This window comes from Pseudomonas sp. PB120 (assembly GCF_009761815.1).
GTDB lineage: Bacteria > Pseudomonadota > Gammaproteobacteria > Pseudomonadales > Pseudomonadaceae > Aquipseudomonas.
Window position 1 is genome coordinate 51,488 of the sequence record NZ_RWIN01000132.1, and the last position, 22,411, is coordinate 73,898.

The following is a 22,411-nucleotide window of genomic DNA, read 5'->3' on the forward strand; positions in this document are numbered from 1 at the left end:
ATATGTGCGTTGCGAGGCATTTCGGTCAAGGCTTCAGGTAAACGACAGGTTGAGCACCTTTAGATAGCGCGTTTAAAAACGGAAATTTCACGACTTTCGTTATACCGTAACGAAATGCATTTTGAGCAACGATAATCACTGGGGTGGTATGCAAGTCGATCTCGATGTCGATGGGACGCACGTAGCCGAGCTGCCGCGTTTCCAGCAGGCGATTTTTCAAGGAAGACGATTACGTCAGCTCGCCATTGGCCTGGGCGCTCTCGTGGCCTCGGGCTGGGTGTTAGCGTTTTTTGTCGGGTTGTTTGCACCGCAGTCGCTGTGGCCGGCTTTATTGGTCAATCAGAGCGCCGGCTTGCTGGTGTTGATGGCTGGTTTGCAATCGGCGGGATGGATCACCCAGTGGCGCGCGCGGGCGATGAATCCGGTCGTGCGGGAAGTTGATACTGAGGAAGTAGTTGCCCCGGTGGGCTGGTACGAACGGTTACTGGATCGGATCAGTCAGCGATGGGTCAACGTGCTGGGTCAGATCGGTCCGGCAACGTTGTGGCTGGGTGCCTGGGCGCCGCTGACAGTGTTGAGCATCGAACAAACCTGGAACCTTGCCCTGCCGCCCGCCGCGTTGGGCCTTTCGGCCTCCGTCGGCGCTGCGCTCTCATTATTGCTGGCCTTTGGTTTGCTGGTGCTGGAGCGGCAACTGGCCCAGGAAAACAACGCGCAATGGCCTGAAGCCTCGGCGTTGGCACAACTGAGCCGAGTGGCGATCATTTGCCTTGTATTCGGTGCGATGTGCCTGTTATTCGGCAACGAAAACTCGGTCTGGCCGGTGCGACTGGCCGTGTTGATTGGCGTGTTGCCGGGCTTGGTCGCCGTCGAATTGTTGTTGCGCGCAGTACTGTCACTATTCAGTCCCCGGCGTGAACAACTCGAGCCAGCGTTGCTGGCGCGAAGCTTCGTCGCGGACATGCTGCGCTGGCCCCCGCAGCCTTTGCTGGTATTGCAGCACGAATTGCACAACCGCTTCGGCATCGACCTGCGGCAGATCTGGGCCATCACGTACATGCGGCGGGCGTTTGTGCCGGTGTTGGCGGTGGTGTCCATCGTCGGTTGGTCGTTGACCGGGATTCACGAAATCCCCATGCAAGGGCGAGGAATCTACGAGCGCTTCGGCAAACCGGTGGAAGTGTTCGGCCCCGGCCTGCATGCAGGTTTGCCATGGCCGTTAGGCCGAGTGCTGAGTGTCGAGAATGGCGTCGTCCATGAGTTGGCCACCAGCGTCGGCGAAGCCTCCGCGCCCATCGTGGCCGAACCGGCTGAAGGGCCGGCGCCGGCGATTGCCAATCGTCTGTGGGACGCGAGCCATGTGAATGACAAATCCCAGGTCATCGCCAGCAGCCGTGCCAACAAGCAGAGCTTCCAGATCGTCAACATGGACGTGCGCTTCGTCTACCGCATAGGTCTGACGGATCAGGAAGCGCTGGCTGCCACCTACAACAGTGCTGATGTGCCAACGCTGATTCGCAGCACCGCCAGCCGCATTCTGGTTCACGATTTCGCCTCGAGAACACTCGATGGTTTGCTCGGGGAGGACAGGGTAGGGCTGGCGGAAGAGATCGGCCGCGCGGTGCAGACGGACCTGAAAAAACTCGACAGCGGCGTGGAAATTCTCGCCACCGTGGTGGAGGCCATTCACCCGCCAGCGGGGGCTGCCAATGCGTATCACGGTGTGCAAGCGGCGCAAATTGGCGCTCAGGCATTGATCTCCCGCGAGCGCGGTGCCGCAGCGGAAGCGACCAACCAGGCACAATTGCAGGCCAGTATCGCTCGCGATCAAGCGACGGCCAGCGCGCGGGAAATCAACGCCGCCGCCCAAGCGGCCGACTTGAGATTCAGCGCCGAACAAAAAGCCTACGCCAGCGCCGGCCAGGCCTTTGTGCTTGAGCAATACCTCAGCCAACTTTCCCAGGGCCTGGCCAATGCCAAGTTGCTGGTCCTCGATCATCGATTGGGCGGCAGCAGCAACGCGCCGACCATCGACCTCCGCACATTCACGCTGCCGGCCGACCCATCGCCTGCGCGTAAAACCGCTCAGCCAGGAGCTGCCAATTGAGCCAGTCGCACACTCACGATCACGACGACCACACTGGCCACGATCATGGTCATGGCGGGCATCACCATGGGCATCACCATCACCACCATGGCGATCCACAAGACGCGGGCCCATTTCCGTGGCGACGCATGGGTTGGGCTGCATTGCTGGTGGCGTTCGCCGTCGCGGCGGCGAGTCTGGTGCAGGTCAGATCAGGCGAAGCCACGGTCATCACACGCTTCGGCAACCCGTCACGCGTATTGCTTGAGCCCGGCCTTGGCTGGCGTTGGCCAGCACCGTTTGAAGCGGCAATCCCCGTCGACCTGAGATTGCGCACCACCTCCAGCGGCTTGCAGGATGTGGGCACGCGGGATGGTTTGCGCATTATCGTTCAGGCGTATGTGGCCTGGCAGGTGCAGGGCGATCCGGACAACGTGCAGCGCTTTATGCGCGCGGTGCAGAATCAGCCAGATGAAGCGGCGCGGCAAATTCGCACGTTTGTCGGTTCGGCGTTGGAGACTACGGCCAGCAGTTTTGATCTGGCCAACCTGGTCAATACCGATGCCAGTCAGGTGCGCATCGCCGACTTCGAGGCCCAGCTGCGTCAGCAAATCGATCAGCAGTTGCTGACCACTTATGGTGTTCGCGTGCTGCAAGTCGGCATTGAGCGTCTTACTTTGCCGTCAGTCACGCTCACCGCCACGGTCGATCGCATGCGCGCCGAGCGTGAAACAATCGCCACCGAACGCACCGCCATCGGCAAGCGCGAGGCGGCGCAAATCCGCTCCGCCGCCGAACGCGATGCGCGAATCGTGCAGGCGGATGCCACGGTCAAAGCCGCCGACATCGAGGCGCAATCCCGTGTCGAAGCCGCGCAGATTTACGGCCGTGCCTATGCGGGTTCGCCGCAGCTCTACAACTTGCTGCGCTCACTCGACACCTTGGGCACCATCGTCACGCCTGGCACCAAACTGATTTTGCGTACTGATGCGGCGCCGTTCCGGGTGTTGGTTGATGGGCCGCCGGCGCTCGATAACAAGCCCGGGTCGCAGCCATGAATTTGGTTCCACGTGGAACAAACGGGTTAAGCAGCCCCTGGATTCAAGCCGGGCGTTTGGCGTTTCTCGCGTTATACGCGGTGACCGTTTTGGCCGCATTGGCTTGGGTGTTCTCCAATGTACGGCAGATCGATCCGCAGAATCGGGCGGTGGTTTTGCACTTTGGCGCACTGGATCGAATTCAAAATGCCGGTTTGCTATTGGCTTGGCCGAGCCCCTTTGAGCAGGTGGTTTTGTTGCCGGCGGCAGATCGGGTGATCGAGCGTCGCGTGGAAAACTTGCTACGAACGGCTGATGCGGTGCAGGCCGATCGAGCGGCGAGTTTCGCCACACCGATCAGCGATGCACTCGCCGGATCGGGTTACCTGCTGACGGGTGACGCGGGTGTGGTGCAACTGGACGTGCGCGTGTTCTACAAGGTGACTGAGCCCTATGCCTTCGTTCTTCAAGGCGAGCATGTGCTGCCAGCGCTAGATCGATTGGTCACCCGCAGCGCGGTGGCACTCACGGCCGCGCGTGATCTCGACACAATCCTGGTCGCGCGTCCGGAATTGATCGGCGCCGATAATCAGGCAGCGGAGCGCCGTGAAAGACTTCGCGGTGATTTGGTGCAAGGCATCAATCAACGTCTGGCCGAACTGAAGGCGACTGGTCAAGGACTTGGAATCGAAGTCGGGCGGGTTGATGTGCAATCGAGTTTGCCCGGGCCTGCGGTCAATGCCTTCAATGCCGTTTTGACGGCCAGCCAGCAGGCGGATAAAGCTGTGGCCAATGCGCGCACCGAAGCTGAGAAAGTAACGCAGACGGCCAACGAACAAGCCGACCGTGCGCTGCAAGTGGCCCATGCGCAGGCAAGCGAACGCCTGGCCAAAGCCTCGGCCGACACGGCAACCGTGTTGAGTCTGGCCAAGGCACAACAGCAGGGCACCGACCCACAAATGCTGTTGCGCATTTACCGCGAGCGGATGCCGAAAATTCTCGGTCAGGCCGGCTCGGTCACCACGGTCAATCCGAAAGACGATTCCCGCCTGATCATTCAGGGAGCCACTCAATGACCGCACAAACCGCCGCTGCACCGAGCCTCTTGTCCTCAGCGGAACAGCGCAGTGCCGCACGCCAGCTGACCCTCGCGATGCTAGCCCTGGGCCTGTTGGCGCTCGGCTTGATTTGGCGCTGGCTGGCGCCGGAGCAGAACGGGGTCAGTCAATTAATGTTGGGTTTTGCTTCGGTGCTGGTCGCCGTCCCGGTGATGCGCTCGGCCTGGTACAGCCTGCGCTTTCCCAGTTTGCATGGCATCACTGACCAGTTGATCGCCCTCGCGATGCTCGGTGCGTGGGCGACCGGGGATTTGCTCACGGCGGCATTGCTGCCCATCATCATGATCTTCGGCCACGTGCTGGAAGAGCGCAGCGTGATCGGTTCGCAAGAGGCGATTCACGCGTTGGGCAAATTGACCCGGAGTCATGCGCGTAAGGTTCAGGCGGACGGCTCCATCGTTGAAGTCGACAACAGGACCCTGAAACCGGGTGACCATGTCGAAGTGCGCGCGGGTGATCGAGTGCCAGCGGATGGTCGCGTGTTGTCTGGCCAGGCGAGCCTGGACACTGCATCAATCACGGGTGAATCGGTTCCGATCGAAGCGGGTGTCGGCATGCAAGTGTTCGGTGGGGCGATCAACCTCGACGGCCTGTTGCGCATCGAAGTGACGCGCACGGGTAACGAATCGACCCTCGGTAAAGTCATCGCGCTGATGCAAAGCGCCGAGCGTTCGAAGCCGCCGATTACGCGTCTGCTGGAGCGTTATGCCGGTAGCTATATGGTGTTGGTGTTGCTGCTGGCCGCCGTGACCTGGTTCATCACCAACGACGCGCAAGCGATGCTGGCGGTGCTGGTGGCGGCGTGTCCATGTGCGCTGGTGTTATCCGCACCCGCCACGGCGATTGCCGGTGTGGCGGTGGCGGCTCGTCACGGGATTCTGATCCGTAGTTCGGCGTTCCTCGAAGAGCTGTCGGACCTGACTTCGCTGGTGGTCGACAAGACGGGGACCCTGACATTCGGCACCCTGCGTTTGCAATCCATCGACAGCCCGCTGGAAGACCACAGTGACTTGATGAAACTCGCCGCCAGTCTTGGATCTGCCAGCAGCCATCCGGTGAGTCGTGCGCTCGCCGGGCTGGTCGCTCAGGAACATTTCCTGCTGCTCTCGGACATTCACGAGCGTCAGGGATTGGGTGTGGTGGCAATGACGGAACAGGGTGAGGCCGCGCTCGGTCGGCCGGAATTGTTCGCGCAGTTGGGTATCGTCACTTCCCCTGTTCCCGAGCACGATGGCCCCATTGCCGGCCTGGCGCTCAACGATGAATTTCTGGCTTGGCTGTTGCTGGCCGACAGCGTCAAACCTGAAGCGCGATTTGCCTTGGAAGAGCTGCGTGAGCTGGGGTTGGGGCGACAGTTGTTGCTCACCGGCGACCGGCAAAGTGTCGCTCACACCTTGGCGCGGGATGTCGGCATCAGCGACGTCGAAGCCCAGGCGTTGCCTGAGGACAAACTCAATCGTGTATTGAAGGAAATCGGCAGTGGCTTCCGGCCGATGGTAGTGGGCGACGGCATCAACGATTCGCTGGCGCTCAAGGCTGGCGTGGTCGGTGTGGCCATGGGCGCGGGCGGGGCGGATATCGCCTTGGCCTCGGCCGACATCGTGTTGATTGGCAGCGACTTGCGTCGGCTCGGAACCTGCGTGCGGTTGAGTCGTCAGTGCCGGCAGACGTTGCAGGTGAACGTGATCATCGGGCTGGGTTGGACGCTGGCCATCGTTGCCTTTGCTGCATTTGGCTGGCTCGGTGCAGCGGGGGCGATGATTGCTGCTTTGCTGCACAACTTCAGTACGTTGCTGGTGCTGGGCAATGCGGGGCGTTTGCTGCGGTTTCAGGAGCCCTTGCTCAAGCTGAAAGACGAAAACTGAACGCGTTTAACTTTTCAGAACTGCGCGCCGTGTTTGTAGTCATTTATTCTGAGGGCATGTCATTTCCGTGAATTCGCAGTGGTTTTTTGCAACGCTGCGGATTATAGAAAACGGCTAATAAATCGATAGCCGGCTATTTTTCAAAGATGGTCTACCCTCACTCCAGACGTCTGAAACAAGGGGGACTTTCCATGCTCGCGCAACTTCCACCGGCCTTACAGAATCTGCAGTTACCGCTTCGCTTGAGACTCTGGGACGGCCACGAATTCAATCTGGGGCCGACGCCCAGCGTCACTATTGTGGTCAAGGACCCACAAATGGTTTCCCAGTTTACCCATCCCAGCCTCGACGCCCTCGGAGCAGCGTTCGTCGAAGGCAAACTCGAGCTGGAAGGCTCTATCAGCGAGGTGATCCGCGTCTGTGACGAATGGAGCCAGGCGCTGATTGCAGATGAGGACAGTCAGCCGGTTCGCGTGGTTCACGACAAGGAAACCGACGCCAAAGCGATTTCCTACCACTACGACCTCTCCAATGCCTTCTATCAACTGTGGCTCGACAGCGACATGGCGTATTCCTGCGCCTATTTCGAGACCGGCAGTGAGACGCTTGAACAAGCCCAGCAAGCCAAATTTCGTCACTTGTGCCGCAAGCTGCGGCTGCAACCCGGCGAGTATTTGCTGGATGTGGGTTGCGGCTGGGGAGGGCTGGCACGTTACGCCGCGCGGGAGTTCGGCGCGAAGGTGTTTGGCATTACGCTGAGTAAAGAGCAACTGGCTTTGGCCCGTGAACGGGTGACGGAAGAGGGGCTGGACGACCTGGTAGAACTGCAGCTGCTTGACTACCGAGATCTGCCGCAGGACGGTCGTTTCGACAAGGTGGTGAGTGTCGGCATGTTCGAACACGTCGGTCACGCGAACCTGGCGGAGTACTGCAAAACCCTGTTCGGCGCGGTGAAAGAGGGCGGCCTGGTGATGAACCACGGCATCACCGCCAAGCACACCGACGGCCGCCCAGTAGGGCGCGGTGCTGGTGACTTCATCGAGAAGTACGTGTTCCCCAACGGTGAACTGCCGCACCTGTCGATGATCTCCGCCGAGATCAGCGAAGCGGGACTGGAGATCGTCGATGTCGAGAGCCTGCGCCTGCATTACGCGCGAACCCTGGACCACTGGAGCGAGCGTCTTGAAGACAATCTGGAAGCTGCCGCCAGGCAGGTGCCAGAGCAAGCCTTGCGGATCTGGCGGCTGTACCTGGCGGGATGCGCCTATGCGTTCGCCAAGGGCTGGATCAATCTGCACCAGATCCTCGCGGTGAAAACCCATCCCGATGGCAGCCATGAACTGCCCTGGACGCGTGACGACATCTATAACCCTTAGAGAATCGGTGAAATAAGCCGGGCGATCCGCATGCCGACCTGCTGCAGTCGGTGGGTCTCCCGGCTTTCTTCCTTGGCGATTTCGTGTGCCTGGGCAAAGTCGTCTTCAAGCATCTGCTCGACCTCGGCGGCAAACGCGCTGTCCACGGTCAGCAACATCACTTCGAAATTAAGCCGGAACGAACGGTTGTCCATGTTTGCGCTGCCGATGGCGCTGATTTCGCTGTCGATTAACACCACTTTCTGATGCAGGAAACCGGGCTGGTAGCGGAATACCCGCACGCCGGCGCGCACCGCTTCAAACGCATACAGGCTGGAGGCGGCGTAAACGATTCGGTGGTCAGGCCGTGACGGCAGCAGCAATCGCACATCCACGCCGCGTAGCACCGCCAGCCTTAACGCCGCGAAGACCGCCTCATCGGGGATGAAATAGGGGCTGGTGATCCATACCCGTTCTGTCGCCGCATGGATGGCTTCGACGAAGAACAATGAGCAGGTTTCGTAGGCATCTGCCGGCCCGCTGGCGAGTAATTGGCACAGCACGCCGTCGTCCGGGTAGACGTCCGGCAAGATCAGCGGTGGTAACGAACGGGCGGCCCAGAACCAGTCTTCGGCGAACGACTCCTGCATGCAGGCCACCACCGGGCCGCGTACTTGCACGTGGGTATCGCGCCACGGTGCCAACGGTGGTTTCTCGCCCATGTATTCGTCACCGACGTTGTGCCCGCCAACGAAGCCCAGCACGCCGTCCACCACCACGATCTTGCGGTGGTTGCGGAAATTCACCTGGAAGCGATTGAGCCAGCCGCTGCGGGTGGCAAAGGCTTTGACCTCGACACCGGCATCTCGCAACGTCTGCACGTAGCCGTGGGGCAGGGAATGGCTGCCGATACGGTCGTACAGCAAGTAAACGGCCACGCCTTCAGCGGCTTTTTTCAGGAGCAACGTTTGCAAGCGCTGGCCGAGGCGGTCGTCGTGGACGATGAAGAATTGGATCAGCACCGCTTCTTTGGCGCTGTTGATCGCTTCAAAAATGGCCTCGAACGTGGCTTGGCCGTTGATCAACAGCCGCACTTCGTTATTCGCCAGGCACGGCATGCGCCCAAGCTTTGGCATGGCCCTCAAAGAAGCGTAGGCATTGGAAGCACGAGCGGTCAGCGCCTCTTCTACCCAGGGGCGCCAGTTCAATTCGGAGATGGCTTTGCGCATGGCTTCGTTGGCGATTCGCCGTGCCTTGATGTAGCCATCGAAGGTGCTGCGACCGAAGACCAGATAAGGAATCAGCGTCAGGTAGGGGATGAACACCAGCGAAAGGGCCCAGGCGATAGAGCCCTGGGCGGTGCGGACGGTGAGCACGGCGTGGATGGCGGCGATCATGCCCAGCGTGTGCAGCAGTGCAATGGTGTAGCCGAAAATATGTGGTCCAAAATAATCCATGGGGCAGCCTTGCTCCTGAAGATTCAGTGCTTAACAGACCATGTTCCGTGCAGAATGTCGCTATTTAATTGGCCCATGAACCGATGCTGCCAGCTGACGTCTAACGGCCACTACTGATCAGGAGTTACTCGATGAACGTTCGTCTGCTGGGTTTGGCCGTGGCTTTTGGTTTAGCGCTTCCTGTGGCCGCTCAGGCGCAGATGCTGCAGCCGGGTTTGTGGGAATTGACCACCAGCAACATGAAGGTCGATGACCAGAACCTGCCGGACCTTCAACTGATCCTGGGTCAGTTGCAGAGCCAGATGACGCCGGAGCAGCGCGCGCAGCTGGAGAAGCAGGGCATCACCATGGGCGGCAAGGGGATTCGGGCATGCCTCACGCCGGAGCAGGTGAAGACGGACAACATTCCGCTGACTGACCCGCAGTCGGGCTGCAAGCAGGAGATCACCGACCGCACCGGCAATCAGTGGAAATTCCGTTTCAGCTGTCCGAAAGCGCAAGGGGCCGGTGTCGCCACTTTCCTCAGTGACCGTGAATTCACCACCAAAGTGAACGGCACGTTCAACGCCACCGGTATCCAGCAGAAGGGCAGCCTCGAAAGCCGCGCCGTGTGGTTGGGTCAGGATTGCGGGACGGTTAAACCAAGAGCATAAGCGTCATCCGCAAGCCGCTGATCTTTTGGATCACGGCTTGCTCAACGCCTCATACAAGGTGTTGAGGTTGTATTCGAACAGTCCGGTAAAGGTGCTGGCCGGACCCTTGGCGGCCAGCGCATCGGAGTACAACGTCCCGCCAATATGCGCGCCACTTTCATCCGCGATCTGTTTAAGCAGGCGCGCATCCTTGATGTTCTCCATGAACACCGCTTTGACTTTGGCCTGACGAATCTGAGCAATCAGCGCGGCGACTTCGGCGGCTGAAGGTTCACGTTCAGTGGACAAACCCTGAGGCGCCATGAAGTCGATCCCGTACGCCTGACCTAGATAGCCGAATGCATCATGCGAGGTCACGATCTTGCGGTTACCGGGTGGCAGTGAACCCAGCTTGGCCTTGGCTTCGGCGAGCAGCGCGTAGATCTGTTTCAGGTACGCCTGGCTGTTGCGCTCGTAGTCAGCCTTGTTCGCCGGGTCGACGCTGATCAGCGCCTTGGTGATGTTGCTGATGTACAGCTCGGTGTTCGCCAGGTTATGCCAGGCATGAGGGTCTGGAACGGTCTCGCCCTCTTCATCCAGGGAACGCGGAATGACGCCACGGCTCGCGCTGATGACCGGGGCTTTGGTCTCGGTGCTGGTCACCATGCGGTCCAGCCAGGGTTCGAAGCCCAAGCCGTTTTTGACAATGAGCCCGGCCTTGAGCAATGCCTTGGCATCATCCGGTGTCGGCTCATAGGTATGCGCATCGGCATCGGGGCCGACCATATTGGTGATCTGGATATGCTCGCCACCGACCTGATGAGTCATGTCGGCAAGGATGCTGAAGCTGGTCACCACCTGAAGTTTTTCCGCCGCAGACAACGACATCGACAGCATCAAACTGAACAGCACGAGTAAAGCGCGCATCGGGAAACACCTCATTGGGATGTGAGCAAAGGCGGGCGGCGCAGCAGGCCATGCACAGGCCCGAGCACCACGGACAGCAGATACAAGGCGCCAGCCACCAAGACGATTGCCGGGCCGCTCGGCAGCGAGTAGTAAAACGAAAGCAGCAAACCGAGCCACACTGAAAGGCAGCCGAGCAGGGCGGAGATGGCCATCAATACCGGCAAGCGCCGGCTCCAGAATCGAGAAGCGGCAGCGGGCAACATCATCAGACCGACCACCATCAACGCGCCGATAGCTTGAAAACCAATCACCAGATTCAGCACGACCAATGTCAGGAACACGCCGTGTGCCAGCGGACCGAGCCGGCTGACGGTTTGCAGGAAGAGGGGGTCGAGGGTATCCAGCAGCAACGGTTTGTAAATCAGCGCCATCGCGATCAGGCTGAATCCGCAGACCCACAACATGCCGGTCAATGTCGGCCCGTCAACGGCCAACGCCGAGCCAAAGAGCAGGTGCAACAGGTCCAGGCGTTTGCCGGCGATGCCGAGGATCAGCACACCGCTCGCCAATGAGATGGGGTAGATCGCAGCGAGGCTCGCGTCTTCTCGCAGACCGGTGCGACGGGTGATCCATGCCGCGAGCCCCGCCATGCTCAAGCCGGCTCCCAGGCCTCCGAGGGTCAGCGCCGGCAGGCTCAGGCCGGCGAACCAGAAACCGAGCGCAGCGCCGGGCAGGATGCCGTGAGCGACCGCATCGCCGATCAAACTCATGCGCCGCAGAATCAAAAACACTCCGAGCGGTGCCGTGCTGCAAGCCAATACCAATCCACCGATCAGTGCCCGGCGCATGAACACAAACTCGTGGAACGGTTGCCAAAGCTGAGCGGCGGCGAGCATCAGGCCACCTGCGTCTGTGGTTGTTGGTGGATGAGCTCGGTGCTTGGGCCGAGTACGCAGCCACTACTTTTGATCAGAAGCGCTTGCGGAATGTGTTGGCGCACGGCAGCGAGGTCATGGCACACGACCACCAAGGTGCGGCCTTCGGCGTGCCAGGCGTGGATGTGTTTCCACAGCAGTGATTGCCCGAGCTCATCAAGTGCGGCGTGAGGTTCGTCGAGCAACAGCAAGGGCGCTTCAGCGAGGCTCAATCGGGCGAGCAGGGCACGTTGCAATTCGCCGCCGGAGAGGGCCATTAATGGGCGCTGTTCCAAACCGCTCAGGCACCAGTTTTCCAACGCGGCTTTGAGGCGTTGGTTTCGGACATCTGTTGGTTTCTTGCTGCCCCAGAAACCGGCGGCCACTAATTCTTGCAGACTGATCGGGAATTGCCGGTCGAGGTGTTGTTGCTGAGGGAGAAACGAAACCGAGCCCTTGCGTGGAACATTGAGAATGACTTTTCCGGACAGCGGTTTTTGCAAGCCCGCGATGACTTTCAGCAGGCTGCTTTTGCCTGAGCCGTTGGCACCGATCACCGCTGTCAGACTCCCTTCGAGCAGTTCGAAGTTTACGGGTGGAGTGAGCGGTTGCCCGGGCGCACCCCAACGCAAATCAAGGCAGCGGATCATGCGGTCACCCAATTCCATCGACTTTCGGCGACGGCGTCATGAGCGTGAAGGCTTTCGGCGTGCACGACTTTAAGGTGAAAGGCGTTGATGCCTGGCGATCGTTTCAAGGCCACATTCAAGCGTCGGGCGGCATCCTCGCAGAACATCAGGTTCTGACCGTTGGCCAGGGCGAAGGCTTGTTCGTCGGCACGCTTTACGGCGGTTTGCACGGCGGTACCGAGGGCTGCTTCAGCATCGTTGATCAATGCAATTAACGGGAGGTCATCCAGATAATCATCGAGACGAACCCTCAACTGCGCATTGCTGCGCTGACTGTGAGGCGTTGCAACGATGCCATTTGTAGAACCGAGCCAATCCAGAACATCCGCGTGTTGCAGGGGGCTGCTGGCAAAGTCATCGATGAATTGCTGTTGAATTAACTGCCGGGACAACGCTGCGGAACACGGGCAAGTAGAGGAATAAGGGATGTCGATTTTTAGTTCCACGTGGAACATCGCGTTTTTCACATGCGCGTCGATGCTGACCGGATAGGCTTTCCAGCCAGCCAAAGGACTGATCAGAGCGGGTCGTTTGAGCAGCAAATCAGCATGGATTGTGAGGTAAGCGCTGTTGGATAGACCTTCATGTGTCTCGAGGAATCTCTGTAGCACACGCTGCAAGCGGGCGGGCGTCAGGTTTTCCTGCTCGAGCATTTCCAACGCCAGATAGAGTCGCGACATATGAATGCCACGTGCGTCGCCATCGTCAAGGCTCACGCCGGCATCGATCCTTGCACTCAGCCGTTGGCCTCCGAGCAAAACGGGGAGAGCAATGCCGCACATGCCTACCCATTCCAGCGGCAGGTTTTGGCGTGAGGCCTGCGCGGCGATATCCGGCAGAGTCAGCGCATTCATGAAGAGGTCCATCGTGGTCATCGGAATTTGATGTTATGTTATTACATCTATTTCGACTACGCCTTTTTCATGAACAAGCTTTCATCAGCCTCATAAGGACTCCCTGATGCCTAATCGTCTCCCCGTGACTGTCTTGTCCGGCTTTCTCGGCGCCGGAAAAAGCACGCTGCTCAACTACGTGCTGCGTAACCGTGAAAACCTGCGAGTCGCCGTCATCGTCAACGACATGAGCGAAATCAACATCGACGGCAGCGAAGTTCAGCGCGATGTCACCCTCAATCGCGCCGAAGAAAAACTCGTGGAGATGAGCAATGGCTGCATCTGCTGCACCTTGCGCGAAGACCTGTTCGAAGAAGTCCGCAAACTCGCCAAGGACGGTCGCTTCGATTACCTGTTGATTGAGTCCACCGGTATTTCCGAGCCGCTGCCCGTGGCGGAAACCTTTACCTTCCGAGATGAAGACGGCACAAGCCTGGCGGACATCGCCCGGCTCGACACCCTGGTCACCGTGGTCGATGGCATGAACTTCCTGCTCGACTACCAGGCTGCTGAAAGCCTCGCCTCCCGCGGTGAAACGTTGGGCGAGGAGGACGAACGCTCCATTACCGACCTGCTGATCGAGCAGATCGAATTCGCCGACGTGATTCTGATCAGCAAGATCGACCTGATCAGCAGCCGCGAGCGCGAGGAGCTGATCGCGATCCTCGAACGGCTGAACTCACAAGCCGACATCATCCCGATGGTCATGGGCGAAATCCCCCTCGAGAAGATCCTCAATACAGGACGCTTCGACTTTGAAAAGGCGGCCCAAGCCCCAGGCTGGTTGCAGGAACTGCGCGGCGAACACGTGTCGGAAACCGAAGTGTATGGCATCGCCTCCACGGCCTACCGGGCACGCAGACCGTTCCATCCGCAGCGCTTTTTCAGCTTCATCGACCGTCCGTGGGTGAATGGCAAATTGCTGCGTTCAAAAGGGTTTTTCTGGCTGGCCAGCAAGCCCACGGACGCCGGAAGCTGGTCCCAGGCTGGCGGTTTGATGCGCCACGGTTTTGCCGGGCGCTGGTGGCGTTTCGTGCCGAAAACCCAGTGGCCGCAGGACGAAGAAAGCACTGCCGCCATCCTGCAAAACTGGGCCGCCAACACGGGTGATTGCCGACAGGAACTGGTGTTTATTGGCCAAAACATCGACTTCACATTGCTGACCGCCGAGCTCGACGATTGCCTGTTGAACGATGAAGAAATGTCGTCAGGAGCCGAGGGCTGGCGATTGTTGCCCGACCCGTTCGGTCCCTGGCATGACGAGGTGGCCGCGTGATGTTGGCGCCGACCTTGAAATTGCGACCGGTCATTCGCCAGGTTCAAGGCGAGATGCCGCAAACCCTCACGCGGATTCTGGACGATGGCGTAAACCTCGCTGTCTGGCAGCGCCATCTCCCGTTGCACATCGCTGATTTCGCTAGTCTGTTGCTGTCCTTGAACGAGCCATTGGCCGAGTCGCTGGTCCTGGAAATGCCCGGTGAAGACGCAGAACCCAATCTGTGCGGATTGGCATCGGGCTTCAGTGATCTTGAGGGGTATGAAGGCTTCCTGACGGACGTTTCATGGCTGGTCAGCGCATTTGCCTGTCTGCTGGGCGCCAAGCGCATCGGCCTGCGTCTACGGGCTCTGGACAAGGCCATGTGCCCGCGTTTTCACGTCGACCATGTACCGGTGCGTCTGATCAGCACGTACGCCGGCATCGGCAGCGAATGGCTGAAGGAAGGCGTGATGGACCGCCGCCAATTGAGCCAAGCCGAATCCGAACCTACGAACAATGCGTTGATTCAGCAAATCGGCAACGGCAACGTGGCGCTACTCAAAGGCGAAAAGTGGCACGGCAATGAAGGTTTTGGCCTTATCCATCGCTCGCCACAACTTGCACCCGGCGAGCGCCGCTTGATCCTGACCCTCGACTGGCTGAGCTAACGGCTCACGGCTTGAGCCACTTGCCCTGACTCTGCGCTTCGCAATACGGCTGCAAGTAAGCGGCGTCCGTCGCTACGCCGTAATAGTGAATATCCTGCCGGTAAGGCATATTGGCGACCTGGGCGTTGCTGCATACGCCGAAAGCGCCGGCAGGGCATTGGTCGACGTACTGCACCTCGACTTTCTGCCCCGCCAGGTTGGGTTGGCAGAAACCATCGGCGAACAGGTGCTCCGGGATGTTGCGGTTCTGCTGGCAGACCTTCACGTCGAGTCGCTCGGCCGTACTATGTACCACACATGCCTGGGCCAGAACCTCCCCCGACACCAGCGCCAGAAACATCGACAATCCCGTCAACCGCATTTTCCACCTCCTCAGAAATCGCCAAAATGCTGCAGAACATTCCAACTCACGTCATTGCTGGCCCTTTGGGGGCTGGCAAGACCAGCCTGATCAAGCAGCTGCTGGCCCAACGCCCGGCCAGTGAGCGCTGGGCGGTGCTGATCAATGAATTCGGCCAGATCGGCCTCGATGCCGCGCTGTTGACCCAGGATGCGGATGGTATCGCACTGGGTGAAGTGGCCGGGGGCTGTTTGTGTTGCGTGAATGGTGCGCCGTTTCAGATCGGGCTCGGGCGTTTGTTGCGCAAGGCGCGACCGGATCGCTTGTTCATCGAGCCCTCAGGCTTGGGGCATCCGGCGCAGTTGCTCAGGCAGCTGAATGAAGCACCGTGGGTGGGTGTACTGGCCGTACAACCTTGCGTACTGGTGTTGGACGCCGAAGCGCTTGCCGCAGGAAAATTGCTGCCTGATTCGCAACAGGAGGCATTGAGCGATGCTGGATTGTTGTTGCTCAACAAGTCCGAAACGCTCTGCGAAAGTGACCGACAACGAGTCACCGCACAGTTGCCATCGCGACCACTGTATTGGACGCAACAGGCCAGGTTACCGCTGAGTCAATTGCCGGGTGTCCAGGCATCAGCGATAGCAGGTGTGGATAACTTCATTGCGCCCAAAGGTTTGGGGAAGATACCTGCCGTTTGGACGGACCCTGCAATGCCGATTTGCTTGAGTCAGAGCCAGGAGGGTGGCTGGAGCATTGGCTGGCGCTGGCATCCTGGCCAGATCTTCGATAAGACAATGATTGGCCAATGGCTTGAAAGCCTTGCCTGGCGGCGAGCGAAGATGGTTATCCACAGCGCCGATGGTTGGGTTTCGGCCAATGCAGTGGATAACTTGGCGCTGCAATGGCAGGCCAGCGAATGGCGACAGGACTCTCGAATCGAGCTTATTTTCAGTGAGCCGCAGGATATAGATTCGCTGCAACGGGATCTGGCTGATTGCCGGTTGGGTTCGGCTTAAATCAGGGGCGCCACTTGGAGTGTTCCTGCCGCCACTGACTAAGCTCAATCACCTCGGCGCGCGGTTTCACCACATCGACCACCGCCGGGGTGTCGTCGAATGGCACCGGGTAGGGCGCCAACTCGATTTGTGCGCTGTGGGCGCCAAACTGGGTGATAGTCCCGTTGTGGCGGGTTTCACCGGTCACGGTGAATTCGAAGTTATACACGCGCGCCAACCGCCGCCGGCCGCGGGCGTCTTTGATGAAGGCGATTTTTTTCAGGGCTACGTTGCCGTCCAGCAGCTCGATTTCGAGCTTGCTGCAATGCTGCTTCACCCGCTCCAGCGCGCGTTCGCGCAGGCCGTGGTTGTGCCAAAGCCATGCGCCGCCGGTGGCGAGCAGCATCAGCACGAAGATGTTTCCGAGGGTCAGCATCAACAGGGTGCTCCAACTAGATAGTGTCAGCTTAACTGCGTCGCCGGTCTGTCGTACAGGCTGCTTTTCGTCGCATACTGCGCGGCTAGAATTTCAATCGGTTTACGGAAAACTCACCGCATGAAACGTACGCCCCATCTGCTCGCCATTCAGTCCCACGTGGTGTTCGGCCACGCTGGTAACAGCGCCGCGGTTTTCCCGATGCAGCGGGTCGGGGTGAATGTCTGGCCGCTCAATACCGTGCAATTTTCCAACCATACCCAATACGGCCAGTGGGCCGGTGAAGTGCTGTCACCGCAGCAGATTCCCGATTTGGTCGAAGGCATCGCGGCGATTGGCGAGTTGGGCAACTGCGACGCTGTGCTGTCCGGGTACCTGGGCAGTGCCGCCCAGGGCCGGGCGATCCTGACGGGCGTGGCGCGGATCAAGTCGATGAACCCCAAGGCGCTGTATCTGTGCGACCCGGTGATGGGGCACCCGGAAAAGGGCTGCAGCGTACCGGCCGAAGTCAGCGACTTCCTGCTGGAAGAGGCGGCTGCCGTGGCTGATTTCATGTGCCCGAACCAGTTGGAGCTGGACACCTTCTCGGGGCGCAAGCCGCAATCGCTGTTCGACTGTCTGGCCATGGCACGAGCGCTGCTGGCGCGCGGTCCGAAGGCGGTATTGGTCAAACACTTGGCCTATCCCGGAAAACCGGCCGATGTTTTTGAGATGTTGCTGGTGACGGCCGACGCGAGCTGGCATTTGCGCCGCCCGCTGCTGGCGTTTCCGCGTCAACCGGTGGGCGTGGGCGACCTGACTTCGGGGCTATTCCTGGCACGCGTGCTGTTGGGCGATAGCCTGGTGGCAGCCTTCGAGTTCGCTGCGTCGGCCGTGCATGAAGTGCTGCTAGAGACTCAGGCTTGCGCCAGCTATGAGCTGGAACTGGTGCGGGCGCAGGACCGGATTGCACATCCGCGGGTGCGGTTCGAGGCAACGCCGATCAGCCTTTAAAAGCTTCGCGGGCAAGCCTCGCTCCTACACGAGCGAGGCTTGCCTGCGGATGATCTAACGACCGAACGTATCAGGCGTCGCCCTTGATTTCCTGATAGCGCTTTTCCAGTTCCTGACGAATCTGCCGACGCTGCTGCGCCTGCATGAAGCGGCGTTTGTCTTCGCTGTTCTGCGGTTGCAGGGGCGGCACTGCGGCCGGTTTGCGGTCGTCATCCACTGCCACCATGGTGAAGAAGCAGCTGTTGGTATGGCGCACCGAGCGCTCGCGAATGTTTTCGGTCACCACTTTGATGCCGACCTCCATCGAGGTGTTGCCGGTGTAGTTGACCGAAGCCAGGAAGGTCACCAGTTCGCCGACATGAATCGGCTCACGGAAAATCACCTGGTCCACCGACAGGGTCACCACGTAGCGGCCGGCGTATCGGCTGGCGCAGGCATAGGCCACTTCGTCGAGGTACTTCAGCAGGGTGCCGCCGTGAACATTGCCAGAGAAATTGGCCATGTCGGGGGTCATCAGTACTGTCATCGACAGCTGGGTGTTTCCGGGTTCCATAGCGTTCTCACGATTCAAGGCAGGATTTCAGGGGCGCACCTCTGCGGGTGCCTCGCCAGCATTTTCAAACCAACAGTTATCGGGACGCCGGGCGGGGGGCTGCCGTCACGCGTGGATCGATCTGTTTCCATATATTGCACCGGCTTTCTGCTGTAAGTCGCGGTGTTACCCTCCGAAAGTCCACCTTAAGGAGCCCCACGCCATGCATGCCATCAGTTTTATTCAGGACCTGGCAGTGATCATGTTGGTCGCGGGCGTGGTGACCGTGCTCTTCCACCGCTTCAAGCAGCCCGTCGTCCTGGGCTACATCGTTGCCGGCTTCATCATCGGGCCGCACACGCCGCCGTTCGGCCTGATCCACGACGAAGAAACCATCAAGACCCTGGCCGAACTCGGAGTGATTTTCCTGATGTTCTGCCTGGGCCTGGAATTCAGCCTGCGCAAGCTGTTCAAGGTGGGGGCCACGGCGTTCATCTCGGCGTTCCTGGAAATCGTACTGATGATCTGGATCGGCTACGAAATCGGCCGCTGGTTTGACTGGGACACTATGGATTCGCTGTTTCTCGGGGCAATTCTGGCGATTTCCTCGACGACCATCATCGTCAAGGCACTCAATGACCTGAAGATGAAGAACGAGCGCTTTGCGCAGTTGATTTTTGGTGTGCTGATCGTCGAGGACATTCTCGGCATCGGCATCATCGCCTTGCTGTCGAGCATCGCGGTCAGCGGCACGGTCAGTTCCGGCGAAGTGTTTTCAACGGTCGGCAAGCTTTCGCTTTTCATGGTCGTCGCACTGGTCATCGGCATCTTGTTGGTACCGCGCTTGCTGGCCTACGTGGCGAAGTTTGAAAGTAACGAGATGCTGCTGATTACCGTGCTGGGCCTGTGTTTCGGCTTCTGCCTGCTGGTGGTCAAACTCGAATACAGCATGGTGCTCGGGGCCTTCCTGATTGGCGCGATCATGGCCGAATCCCGGCAGTTGCTGAAAATCGAGCGGCTGATCGAGCCGGTTCGCGACCTGTTCAGTGCGATCTTTTTTGTCGCCATCGGGCTGATGCTCGATCCGATGATCCTGCTGCAATACGCGTGGCCGATCGCGGTGATCACCGTGGCGGTGGTGCTTGGCAAAATGCTGTCCTGCGGCCTCGGGGCGTTTATCGCCGGCAATGACGGACGCACCTCACTGCGTGTGGGAATGGGTCTTTCGCAGATTGGCGAATTCTCCTTCATCATCGCCGCACTGGGCATGACGCTGCAGGTCACCAGCAACTTCCTCTATCCGGTCGCCGTGGCCGTCTCGGTGATCACCACGCTGCTGACGCCTTACCTGATTCGTGCCGCCGATCCGCTGTCGATCAAGCTGGCCGCCGTGATGCCGAAGCGCTTGGGGCGGGTACTGGGCATGTACGGAGAATGGTTGCGCAGCATTCAGCCCCAGGGTGAAGGCGCGCTGCTGGCGTCGATGATTCGGCGGATTCTGTTGCAGGTGGGGGTCAATCTGGCGCTGGTGATCGCGATCTTCTTCTCAGGCGCGTTTTTCGCCGAGCGCATGTCCGCGTACCTGCAAGACTGGATCAGCGATCCAAGCTGGCAGAAAGCGTTGATCTGGGGAGGGGCGCTGTTGCTGTCACTGCCCTTCCTGATTGCCGCCTATCGCAAGCTCAAGGCGTTGTCGATGCTGTTGGCGGAGATGGGCGTGAAACCGGACATGGCCGGCCGTCACACGCAGCGAGTGCGCCGAGTGATCGCCGAAGTGATCCCGATTCTCTCGCTGCTGGTGATTTTCCTGCTGCTGGCAGCCTTGTCGGCCAGCATTCTGCCGACCAACAAGTTGCTGATGCTGATCGCCGTGGTCGCGGCCGCCGTGGCGGCGCTTCTCTGGCGCTGGTTCATCCGCGTGCACACGCGCATGCAGGTGGCCTTGCTTGAAACCCTGGACAACCACAAGGAATCGTCAGGGCATTGAAACCGGACCGGTAGCAGCTGGCGCAGCCTGCGTCCGGCTGCTACAAAGTCAGGGTCAGCTTTCCAGCCAGACGTCCCGCGCCCAGTGCCACACCGATTCCCAGGTTTCTTCGGCAATCAGCTCTTCCTCTGCCTGCCACAGCACCACGGTGCCGTCTTCTTCAACCAGGTAGTAGTCGTCGCCGTCCTGGCAGATCGGGATCATGCTGCGATCTACACCGGCATCCCAGGCGTTGGCGGCAACGTCTGGCAGGTAGGTGTGGGATTGTGGATCAGTGACGGTCACTGGCTCCAGGCTGCCGTAGACCACATCGCTGACGGTCAGCAAAAATTCTCTGAAGACAAACGGGATGTCGATGAACAGCTGTTCTTCGATTTCCACGATTTGATCTTCGTCAGGCAATTCCAAGGGGACCGGTACCGGTTCGTTGGCTTCACGCAGTTGTTCGATGATTTCTTCCACGTCCGGGATCCTCTTGCTTGATGGCGCGGTTTATATGGGGCGGTTTATACAGTAGCTCGCTATAGATGCAACCGCGAAATAGAAAACCCCGGCCGAGGCCGGGGTTTTTATTGAAACAGCGTTGCAACACAGTCAACGCGAGTCGGTTCAGCCGTTCTGGCGGATACCGGCGACCAGCCAAGGCTGGTTTTCGCCTTGTGGACGTTCCATGTTCCAGCTTTCGCTGAAGACTTCGCCCTGGTCGAAACGGGAAGTCTTCGACACGCCGCTGAACGTCAGGGTGGCGATGGTCTTGTCGGCACGGTCATCAACACCGTCCAGCTGGACCTGAAGGTTATCGATGTAGGTCGACTGGAAACCGTCGCCCAGATCGGCACGTTCGCGCTTGAGGAACTCCAGCATTTGCGGCGTCACGAACTCGGCGATCTTGTCCATTTCGTTGGCGTCCCAATGTTGCTGCAGGGACTGGAAGTGGTTGCGGGCCGCTTCAATGAAGTTCTTTTCATTGAACCAGGCCGGCGCATTGATGACCGGACGAGCGGCAACCGGAGCAGCCGAACCACCGAAGATCGAACCGCCAGCAGGCTTGTTCTCGAACACTTCACGCTGCATCGGTGCGTGACCAGCCGGAGCCATATGCTCCTGCTGCTTGCGACGACGGGCGGCGATGAAGCGGAAGACCAGGAACGCAATGACAGCCATGATCAGGATGTCGAAGAACTGCATGCCCTGGAATCCGCCGCCCATGAACATGGACGCCAGCAGGCCGCCCGCGGCGATACCGGCCAGAGGGCCGAGCCAGCGCGAAGCACCGCCGGCCTTGGCCGCAGCGCCAGCGGCACCGGCAGCACCAGCGGTCGCCGCAGCGCCGCCCATGCCTGGAGAAGAAGGAGCCATTTGGCTGGTCTGGTGGGTCGGCGCGGCGCCGACACTTTTGCCGCCACCAAAGCGCTTGGCGTTGGCGTCGAGGCTCATCGTCAGGCCGATGCACAACGCCATGGCGATGCTAAGAAAACGTTTCATAAAGGGAATTCCCATTTGTGGATGGCACGCGCGCCATGTTGCACAGCTGAAGTGTTACTGGCTAGCGGCAGAGTGTTTCGGGCTTTTGCCTGACAGGTTGTGTTCAGCTTCTGTCAGCGCCGTAAGGCCTATTACTTTGATCTGTAGGATGAATGGAAAAGTACTGTAGGAATGCTACCTAGCGCTTGAGCGCAAGCATCACCACTCCGGCCGTGATCAGACCGATTCCGCCCCATTGGCGCAGGTCGAGTCTCTCGCCCAGCAGGATCACACCGAGCAACGCCACCAGCACCACGCTGAGTTTGTCTACCGGAGCGACCAGCGAAGCCGGTCCCAGTTTCAGCGCACGGAAGTAGCAGATCCACGATGCGCCGGTGGCCAGTCCCGACAACAGCAGGAACAGATAGCTCTTGGCGGAGATAGAGCCTAATGACTGATATTGGCCCGTTGCGTACAAAATCAAGGCCAGGCTGACCAAAACCACCACGGTACGCAGCAACGTGGCGAAGTCGGAGTTGACGTTTTCGATGCCGATTTTGGCGAAGATGGCGGTCATTGCGGCGAATGCAGCCGACATCAGGGCCCAGAATGTCCACGACGAAAAGAAACCTGAGCCCATGGATATGATCAACCTATTGAGGTGGCTTCAACACAAGCCCCTGTGGGAGCGAGCCTGCTCGCGATCGGAGCGCCGCGGTGTATCTGAAGCACAGCGTTATCGTTCATCGCGAGCAGGCTCGCTCCCACAGAAAAGCTTCC

22 protein-coding genes are annotated in these 22,411 nt (G+C 59.5%); 11 read left to right on the forward strand and 11 right to left on the reverse strand.

The annotated features are described in order from the left end of the window. Window positions 1-148: 148 nt before the first annotated feature. From hflK (EJA72_RS24260) to cfaB, 5 genes are all read left to right on the forward strand, one after another. A complete protein-coding gene (gene hflK / locus EJA72_RS24260) occupies window positions 149-2,107 on the forward strand; it encodes a protease modulator HflK (RefSeq protein ID WP_157714428.1) in 1,959 nt (652 codons plus the stop codon). Beyond that, window positions 2,104-3,144, forward strand: a complete 1,041-nt coding sequence (gene hflC, locus EJA72_RS24265) for a protease modulator HflC (protein ID WP_157714429.1) — start codon at window positions 2,104-2,106, stop codon at window positions 3,142-3,144. Before hflK (EJA72_RS24260) ends, hflC begins: the two co-directional genes overlap by 4 nt. Next, window positions 3,141-4,199 carry a protease modulator HflK gene (gene hflK, locus EJA72_RS24270; protein WP_157714430.1) on the forward strand — a complete coding sequence of 353 codons (1,059 nt, stop codon included), beginning with the start codon at window positions 3,141-3,143 and terminating at the stop codon, window positions 4,197-4,199. Before hflC ends, hflK (EJA72_RS24270) begins: the two co-directional genes overlap by 4 nt. Beyond that, the gene (locus EJA72_RS24275; RefSeq protein ID WP_157714431.1) at window positions 4,196-6,106 is read left to right on the forward strand and encodes a cation-translocating P-type ATPase; all 1,911 of its coding nucleotides are present in this window, start codon (window positions 4,196-4,198) and stop codon (window positions 6,104-6,106) included. The genes hflK (EJA72_RS24270) and EJA72_RS24275 overlap by 4 nt, the downstream gene beginning before the upstream one ends. Before the next feature lie 191 nt (window positions 6,107-6,297). Continuing rightward, window positions 6,298-7,482, forward strand: a complete 1,185-nt coding sequence (gene cfaB / locus EJA72_RS24280; RefSeq protein ID WP_157714432.1) for a C17 cyclopropane fatty acid synthase CfaB — start codon at window positions 6,298-6,300, stop codon at window positions 7,480-7,482. Here cfaB and cls read toward each other — a convergent pair. Continuing rightward, window positions 7,479-8,918 carry a cardiolipin synthase gene (gene cls / locus EJA72_RS24285; protein ID WP_157714433.1) on the reverse strand — a complete coding sequence of 480 codons (1,440 nt, stop codon included), beginning with the start codon at window positions 8,916-8,918 and terminating at the stop codon, window positions 7,479-7,481. The genes cfaB and cls overlap by 4 nt on opposite strands. A 131-nt stretch (window positions 8,919-9,049) precedes the next feature. Here cls and EJA72_RS24290 point away from each other — a divergent pair, with 131 nt between their 5' ends. Continuing rightward, on the forward strand, window positions 9,050-9,571 hold the full coding sequence (locus tag EJA72_RS24290) for a DUF3617 domain-containing protein (protein WP_157714434.1): 522 nt from the start codon (window positions 9,050-9,052) through the stop codon (window positions 9,569-9,571). 30 nt (window positions 9,572-9,601) lie between these two features. Here the strand turns inward: EJA72_RS24290 and EJA72_RS24295 are convergent, their stop codons facing one another. Genes EJA72_RS24295 through folE2 form a run of 4 tightly spaced genes read right to left on the reverse strand, consistent with a single transcriptional unit; the run spans window position 9,602 to window position 12,916 of the window. Next, complete coding sequence (locus EJA72_RS24295) at window positions 9,602-10,477, reverse strand: metal ABC transporter substrate-binding protein (protein ID WP_157714435.1); 876 nt, start codon at window positions 10,475-10,477, stop codon at window positions 9,602-9,604. An 11-nt stretch (window positions 10,478-10,488) separates the two neighbouring features. After that, window positions 10,489-11,355, reverse strand: coding sequence for a metal ABC transporter permease (locus tag EJA72_RS24300; RefSeq protein WP_157714436.1), 867 nt, complete (start codon window positions 11,353-11,355; stop codon window positions 10,489-10,491). Then, window positions 11,355-12,023, reverse strand: a complete 669-nt coding sequence (locus EJA72_RS24305; RefSeq protein WP_157714437.1) for a metal ABC transporter ATP-binding protein — start codon at window positions 12,021-12,023, stop codon at window positions 11,355-11,357. Before EJA72_RS24305 ends, EJA72_RS24300 begins: the two co-directional genes overlap by 1 nt. Further along, the gene (gene folE2 / locus EJA72_RS24310) at window positions 12,020-12,916 is read right to left on the reverse strand and encodes a GTP cyclohydrolase FolE2 (protein WP_157714438.1); all 897 of its coding nucleotides are present in this window, start codon (window positions 12,914-12,916) and stop codon (window positions 12,020-12,022) included. Before folE2 ends, EJA72_RS24305 begins: the two co-directional genes overlap by 4 nt. Window positions 12,917-13,022: 106 nt before the next feature. Here folE2 and zigA point away from each other — a divergent pair, with 106 nt between their 5' ends. Both zigA and EJA72_RS24320 read left to right on the forward strand, forming a co-directional pair. Then, complete coding sequence (zigA, locus tag EJA72_RS24315) at window positions 13,023-14,231, forward strand: zinc metallochaperone GTPase ZigA (RefSeq protein WP_157714439.1); 1,209 nt, start codon at window positions 13,023-13,025, stop codon at window positions 14,229-14,231. Beyond that, window positions 14,231-14,881 carry a DUF1826 domain-containing protein gene (locus EJA72_RS24320; RefSeq protein ID WP_157714440.1) on the forward strand — a complete coding sequence of 217 codons (651 nt, stop codon included), beginning with the start codon at window positions 14,231-14,233 and terminating at the stop codon, window positions 14,879-14,881. Before zigA ends, EJA72_RS24320 begins: the two co-directional genes overlap by 1 nt. Before the next feature lie 4 nt (window positions 14,882-14,885). On the opposite strand, the gene EJA72_RS24325 is transcribed toward EJA72_RS24320, so the two are convergent. After that, on the reverse strand, window positions 14,886-15,242 hold the full coding sequence (locus EJA72_RS24325) for an NADH:ubiquinone oxidoreductase (RefSeq protein WP_157714441.1): 357 nt from the start codon (window positions 15,240-15,242) through the stop codon (window positions 14,886-14,888). Window positions 15,243-15,268: 26 nt separating this feature from the next. Here EJA72_RS24325 and EJA72_RS24330 point away from each other — a divergent pair, with 26 nt between their 5' ends. Continuing rightward, entirely contained in the window at window positions 15,269-16,240 is a 972-nt protein-coding gene (locus EJA72_RS24330) for a GTP-binding protein (RefSeq protein ID WP_157714442.1), read from the forward strand. A 1-nt stretch (window position 16,241) separates the two neighbouring features. On the opposite strand, the gene EJA72_RS24335 is transcribed toward EJA72_RS24330, so the two are convergent. Then, window positions 16,242-16,655, reverse strand: a complete 414-nt coding sequence (locus EJA72_RS24335) for a DUF3301 domain-containing protein (RefSeq protein ID WP_157714463.1) — start codon at window positions 16,653-16,655, stop codon at window positions 16,242-16,244. A gap of 120 nt (window positions 16,656-16,775) precedes the next feature. On the opposite strand from EJA72_RS24335, the gene pdxY reads away from it, so the two are divergent. Then, window positions 16,776-17,648: a pyridoxal kinase PdxY gene (gene pdxY / locus EJA72_RS24340; RefSeq protein ID WP_157714443.1), complete on the forward strand. Its 873-nt coding sequence runs from the start codon at window positions 16,776-16,778 to the stop codon at window positions 17,646-17,648. Between the two features lie 70 nt (window positions 17,649-17,718). Here pdxY and EJA72_RS24345 read toward each other — a convergent pair whose 3' ends face one another. Beyond that, the gene (locus tag EJA72_RS24345; protein ID WP_157714444.1) at window positions 17,719-18,201 is read right to left on the reverse strand and encodes an acyl-CoA thioesterase; all 483 of its coding nucleotides are present in this window, start codon (window positions 18,199-18,201) and stop codon (window positions 17,719-17,721) included. Between the two features lie 202 nt (window positions 18,202-18,403). Here EJA72_RS24345 and EJA72_RS24350 point away from each other — a divergent pair, with 202 nt between their 5' ends. Next, complete coding sequence (locus EJA72_RS24350; protein WP_157714445.1) at window positions 18,404-20,167, forward strand: cation:proton antiporter; 1,764 nt, start codon at window positions 18,404-18,406, stop codon at window positions 20,165-20,167. Window positions 20,168-20,221: 54 nt separating this feature from the next. Here EJA72_RS24350 and EJA72_RS24355 read toward each other — a convergent pair whose 3' ends face one another. The 3 genes from EJA72_RS24355 to EJA72_RS24365 form a co-directional block, all read right to left on the reverse strand. Continuing rightward, complete coding sequence (locus EJA72_RS24355) at window positions 20,222-20,629, reverse strand: SMI1/KNR4 family protein (protein WP_007943369.1); 408 nt, start codon at window positions 20,627-20,629, stop codon at window positions 20,222-20,224. 147 nt (window positions 20,630-20,776) lie between these two features. After that, entirely contained in the window at window positions 20,777-21,652 is an 876-nt protein-coding gene (locus EJA72_RS24360; protein ID WP_157714446.1) for a Tim44 domain-containing protein, read from the reverse strand. 178 nt (window positions 21,653-21,830) lie between these two features. Then, on the reverse strand, window positions 21,831-22,271 hold the full coding sequence (locus EJA72_RS24365) for an EamA family transporter (protein WP_157714447.1): 441 nt from the start codon (window positions 22,269-22,271) through the stop codon (window positions 21,831-21,833). Between the last annotated feature and the right edge of the window lie 140 nt (window positions 22,272-22,411).

What these genes read in the sequence shown, in the direction of transcription:
- cls (WP_157714433.1), bottom strand. Translation starts at nt 8,918, where the DNA reads ATGGATTATTTTGGACCACATATTTTCGGCTACACCATTGCACTGCTG.
- EJA72_RS24295 (WP_157714435.1), bottom strand. Translation starts at nt 10,477, where the DNA reads ATGCGCGCTTTACTCGTGCTGTTCAGTTTGATGCTGTCGATGTCGTTG.
- pdxY (WP_157714443.1), top strand. Translation starts at nt 16,776, where the DNA reads ATGAAACGTACGCCCCATCTGCTCGCCATTCAGTCCCACGTGGTGTTC.
- EJA72_RS24325 (WP_157714441.1), bottom strand. Translation starts at nt 15,242, where the DNA reads ATGCGGTTGACGGGATTGTCGATGTTTCTGGCGCTGGTGTCGGGGGAG.
- hflK (WP_157714428.1), top strand. Translation starts at nt 149, where the DNA reads ATGCAAGTCGATCTCGATGTCGATGGGACGCACGTAGCCGAGCTGCCG.
- EJA72_RS24330 (WP_157714442.1), top strand. Translation starts at nt 15,269, where the DNA reads ATGCTGCAGAACATTCCAACTCACGTCATTGCTGGCCCTTTGGGGGCT.
- EJA72_RS24300 (WP_157714436.1), bottom strand. Translation starts at nt 11,355, where the DNA reads ATGCTCGCCGCCGCTCAGCTTTGGCAACCGTTCCACGAGTTTGTGTTC.
- EJA72_RS24360 (WP_157714446.1), bottom strand. Translation starts at nt 21,652, where the DNA reads ATGAAACGTTTTCTTAGCATCGCCATGGCGTTGTGCATCGGCCTGACG.
- EJA72_RS24335 (WP_157714463.1), bottom strand. Translation starts at nt 16,655, where the DNA reads ATGCTGACCCTCGGAAACATCTTCGTGCTGATGCTGCTCGCCACCGGC.
- hflK (WP_157714430.1), top strand. Translation starts at nt 3,141, where the DNA reads ATGAATTTGGTTCCACGTGGAACAAACGGGTTAAGCAGCCCCTGGATT.
- folE2 (WP_157714438.1), bottom strand. Translation starts at nt 12,916, where the DNA reads ATGAATGCGCTGACTCTGCCGGATATCGCCGCGCAGGCCTCACGCCAA.
- EJA72_RS24305 (WP_157714437.1), bottom strand. Translation starts at nt 12,023, where the DNA reads ATGATCCGCTGCCTTGATTTGCGTTGGGGTGCGCCCGGGCAACCGCTC.
- EJA72_RS24350 (WP_157714445.1), top strand. Translation starts at nt 18,404, where the DNA reads ATGCATGCCATCAGTTTTATTCAGGACCTGGCAGTGATCATGTTGGTC.
- zigA (WP_157714439.1), top strand. Translation starts at nt 13,023, where the DNA reads ATGCCTAATCGTCTCCCCGTGACTGTCTTGTCCGGCTTTCTCGGCGCC.
- EJA72_RS24320 (WP_157714440.1), top strand. Translation starts at nt 14,231, where the DNA reads ATGTTGGCGCCGACCTTGAAATTGCGACCGGTCATTCGCCAGGTTCAA.
- EJA72_RS24275 (WP_157714431.1), top strand. Translation starts at nt 4,196, where the DNA reads ATGACCGCACAAACCGCCGCTGCACCGAGCCTCTTGTCCTCAGCGGAA.
- EJA72_RS24365 (WP_157714447.1), bottom strand. Translation starts at nt 22,271, where the DNA reads ATGGGCTCAGGTTTCTTTTCGTCGTGGACATTCTGGGCCCTGATGTCG.
- EJA72_RS24290 (WP_157714434.1), top strand. Translation starts at nt 9,050, where the DNA reads ATGAACGTTCGTCTGCTGGGTTTGGCCGTGGCTTTTGGTTTAGCGCTT.
- cfaB (WP_157714432.1), top strand. Translation starts at nt 6,298, where the DNA reads ATGCTCGCGCAACTTCCACCGGCCTTACAGAATCTGCAGTTACCGCTT.
- EJA72_RS24345 (WP_157714444.1), bottom strand. Translation starts at nt 18,201, where the DNA reads ATGGAACCCGGAAACACCCAGCTGTCGATGACAGTACTGATGACCCCC.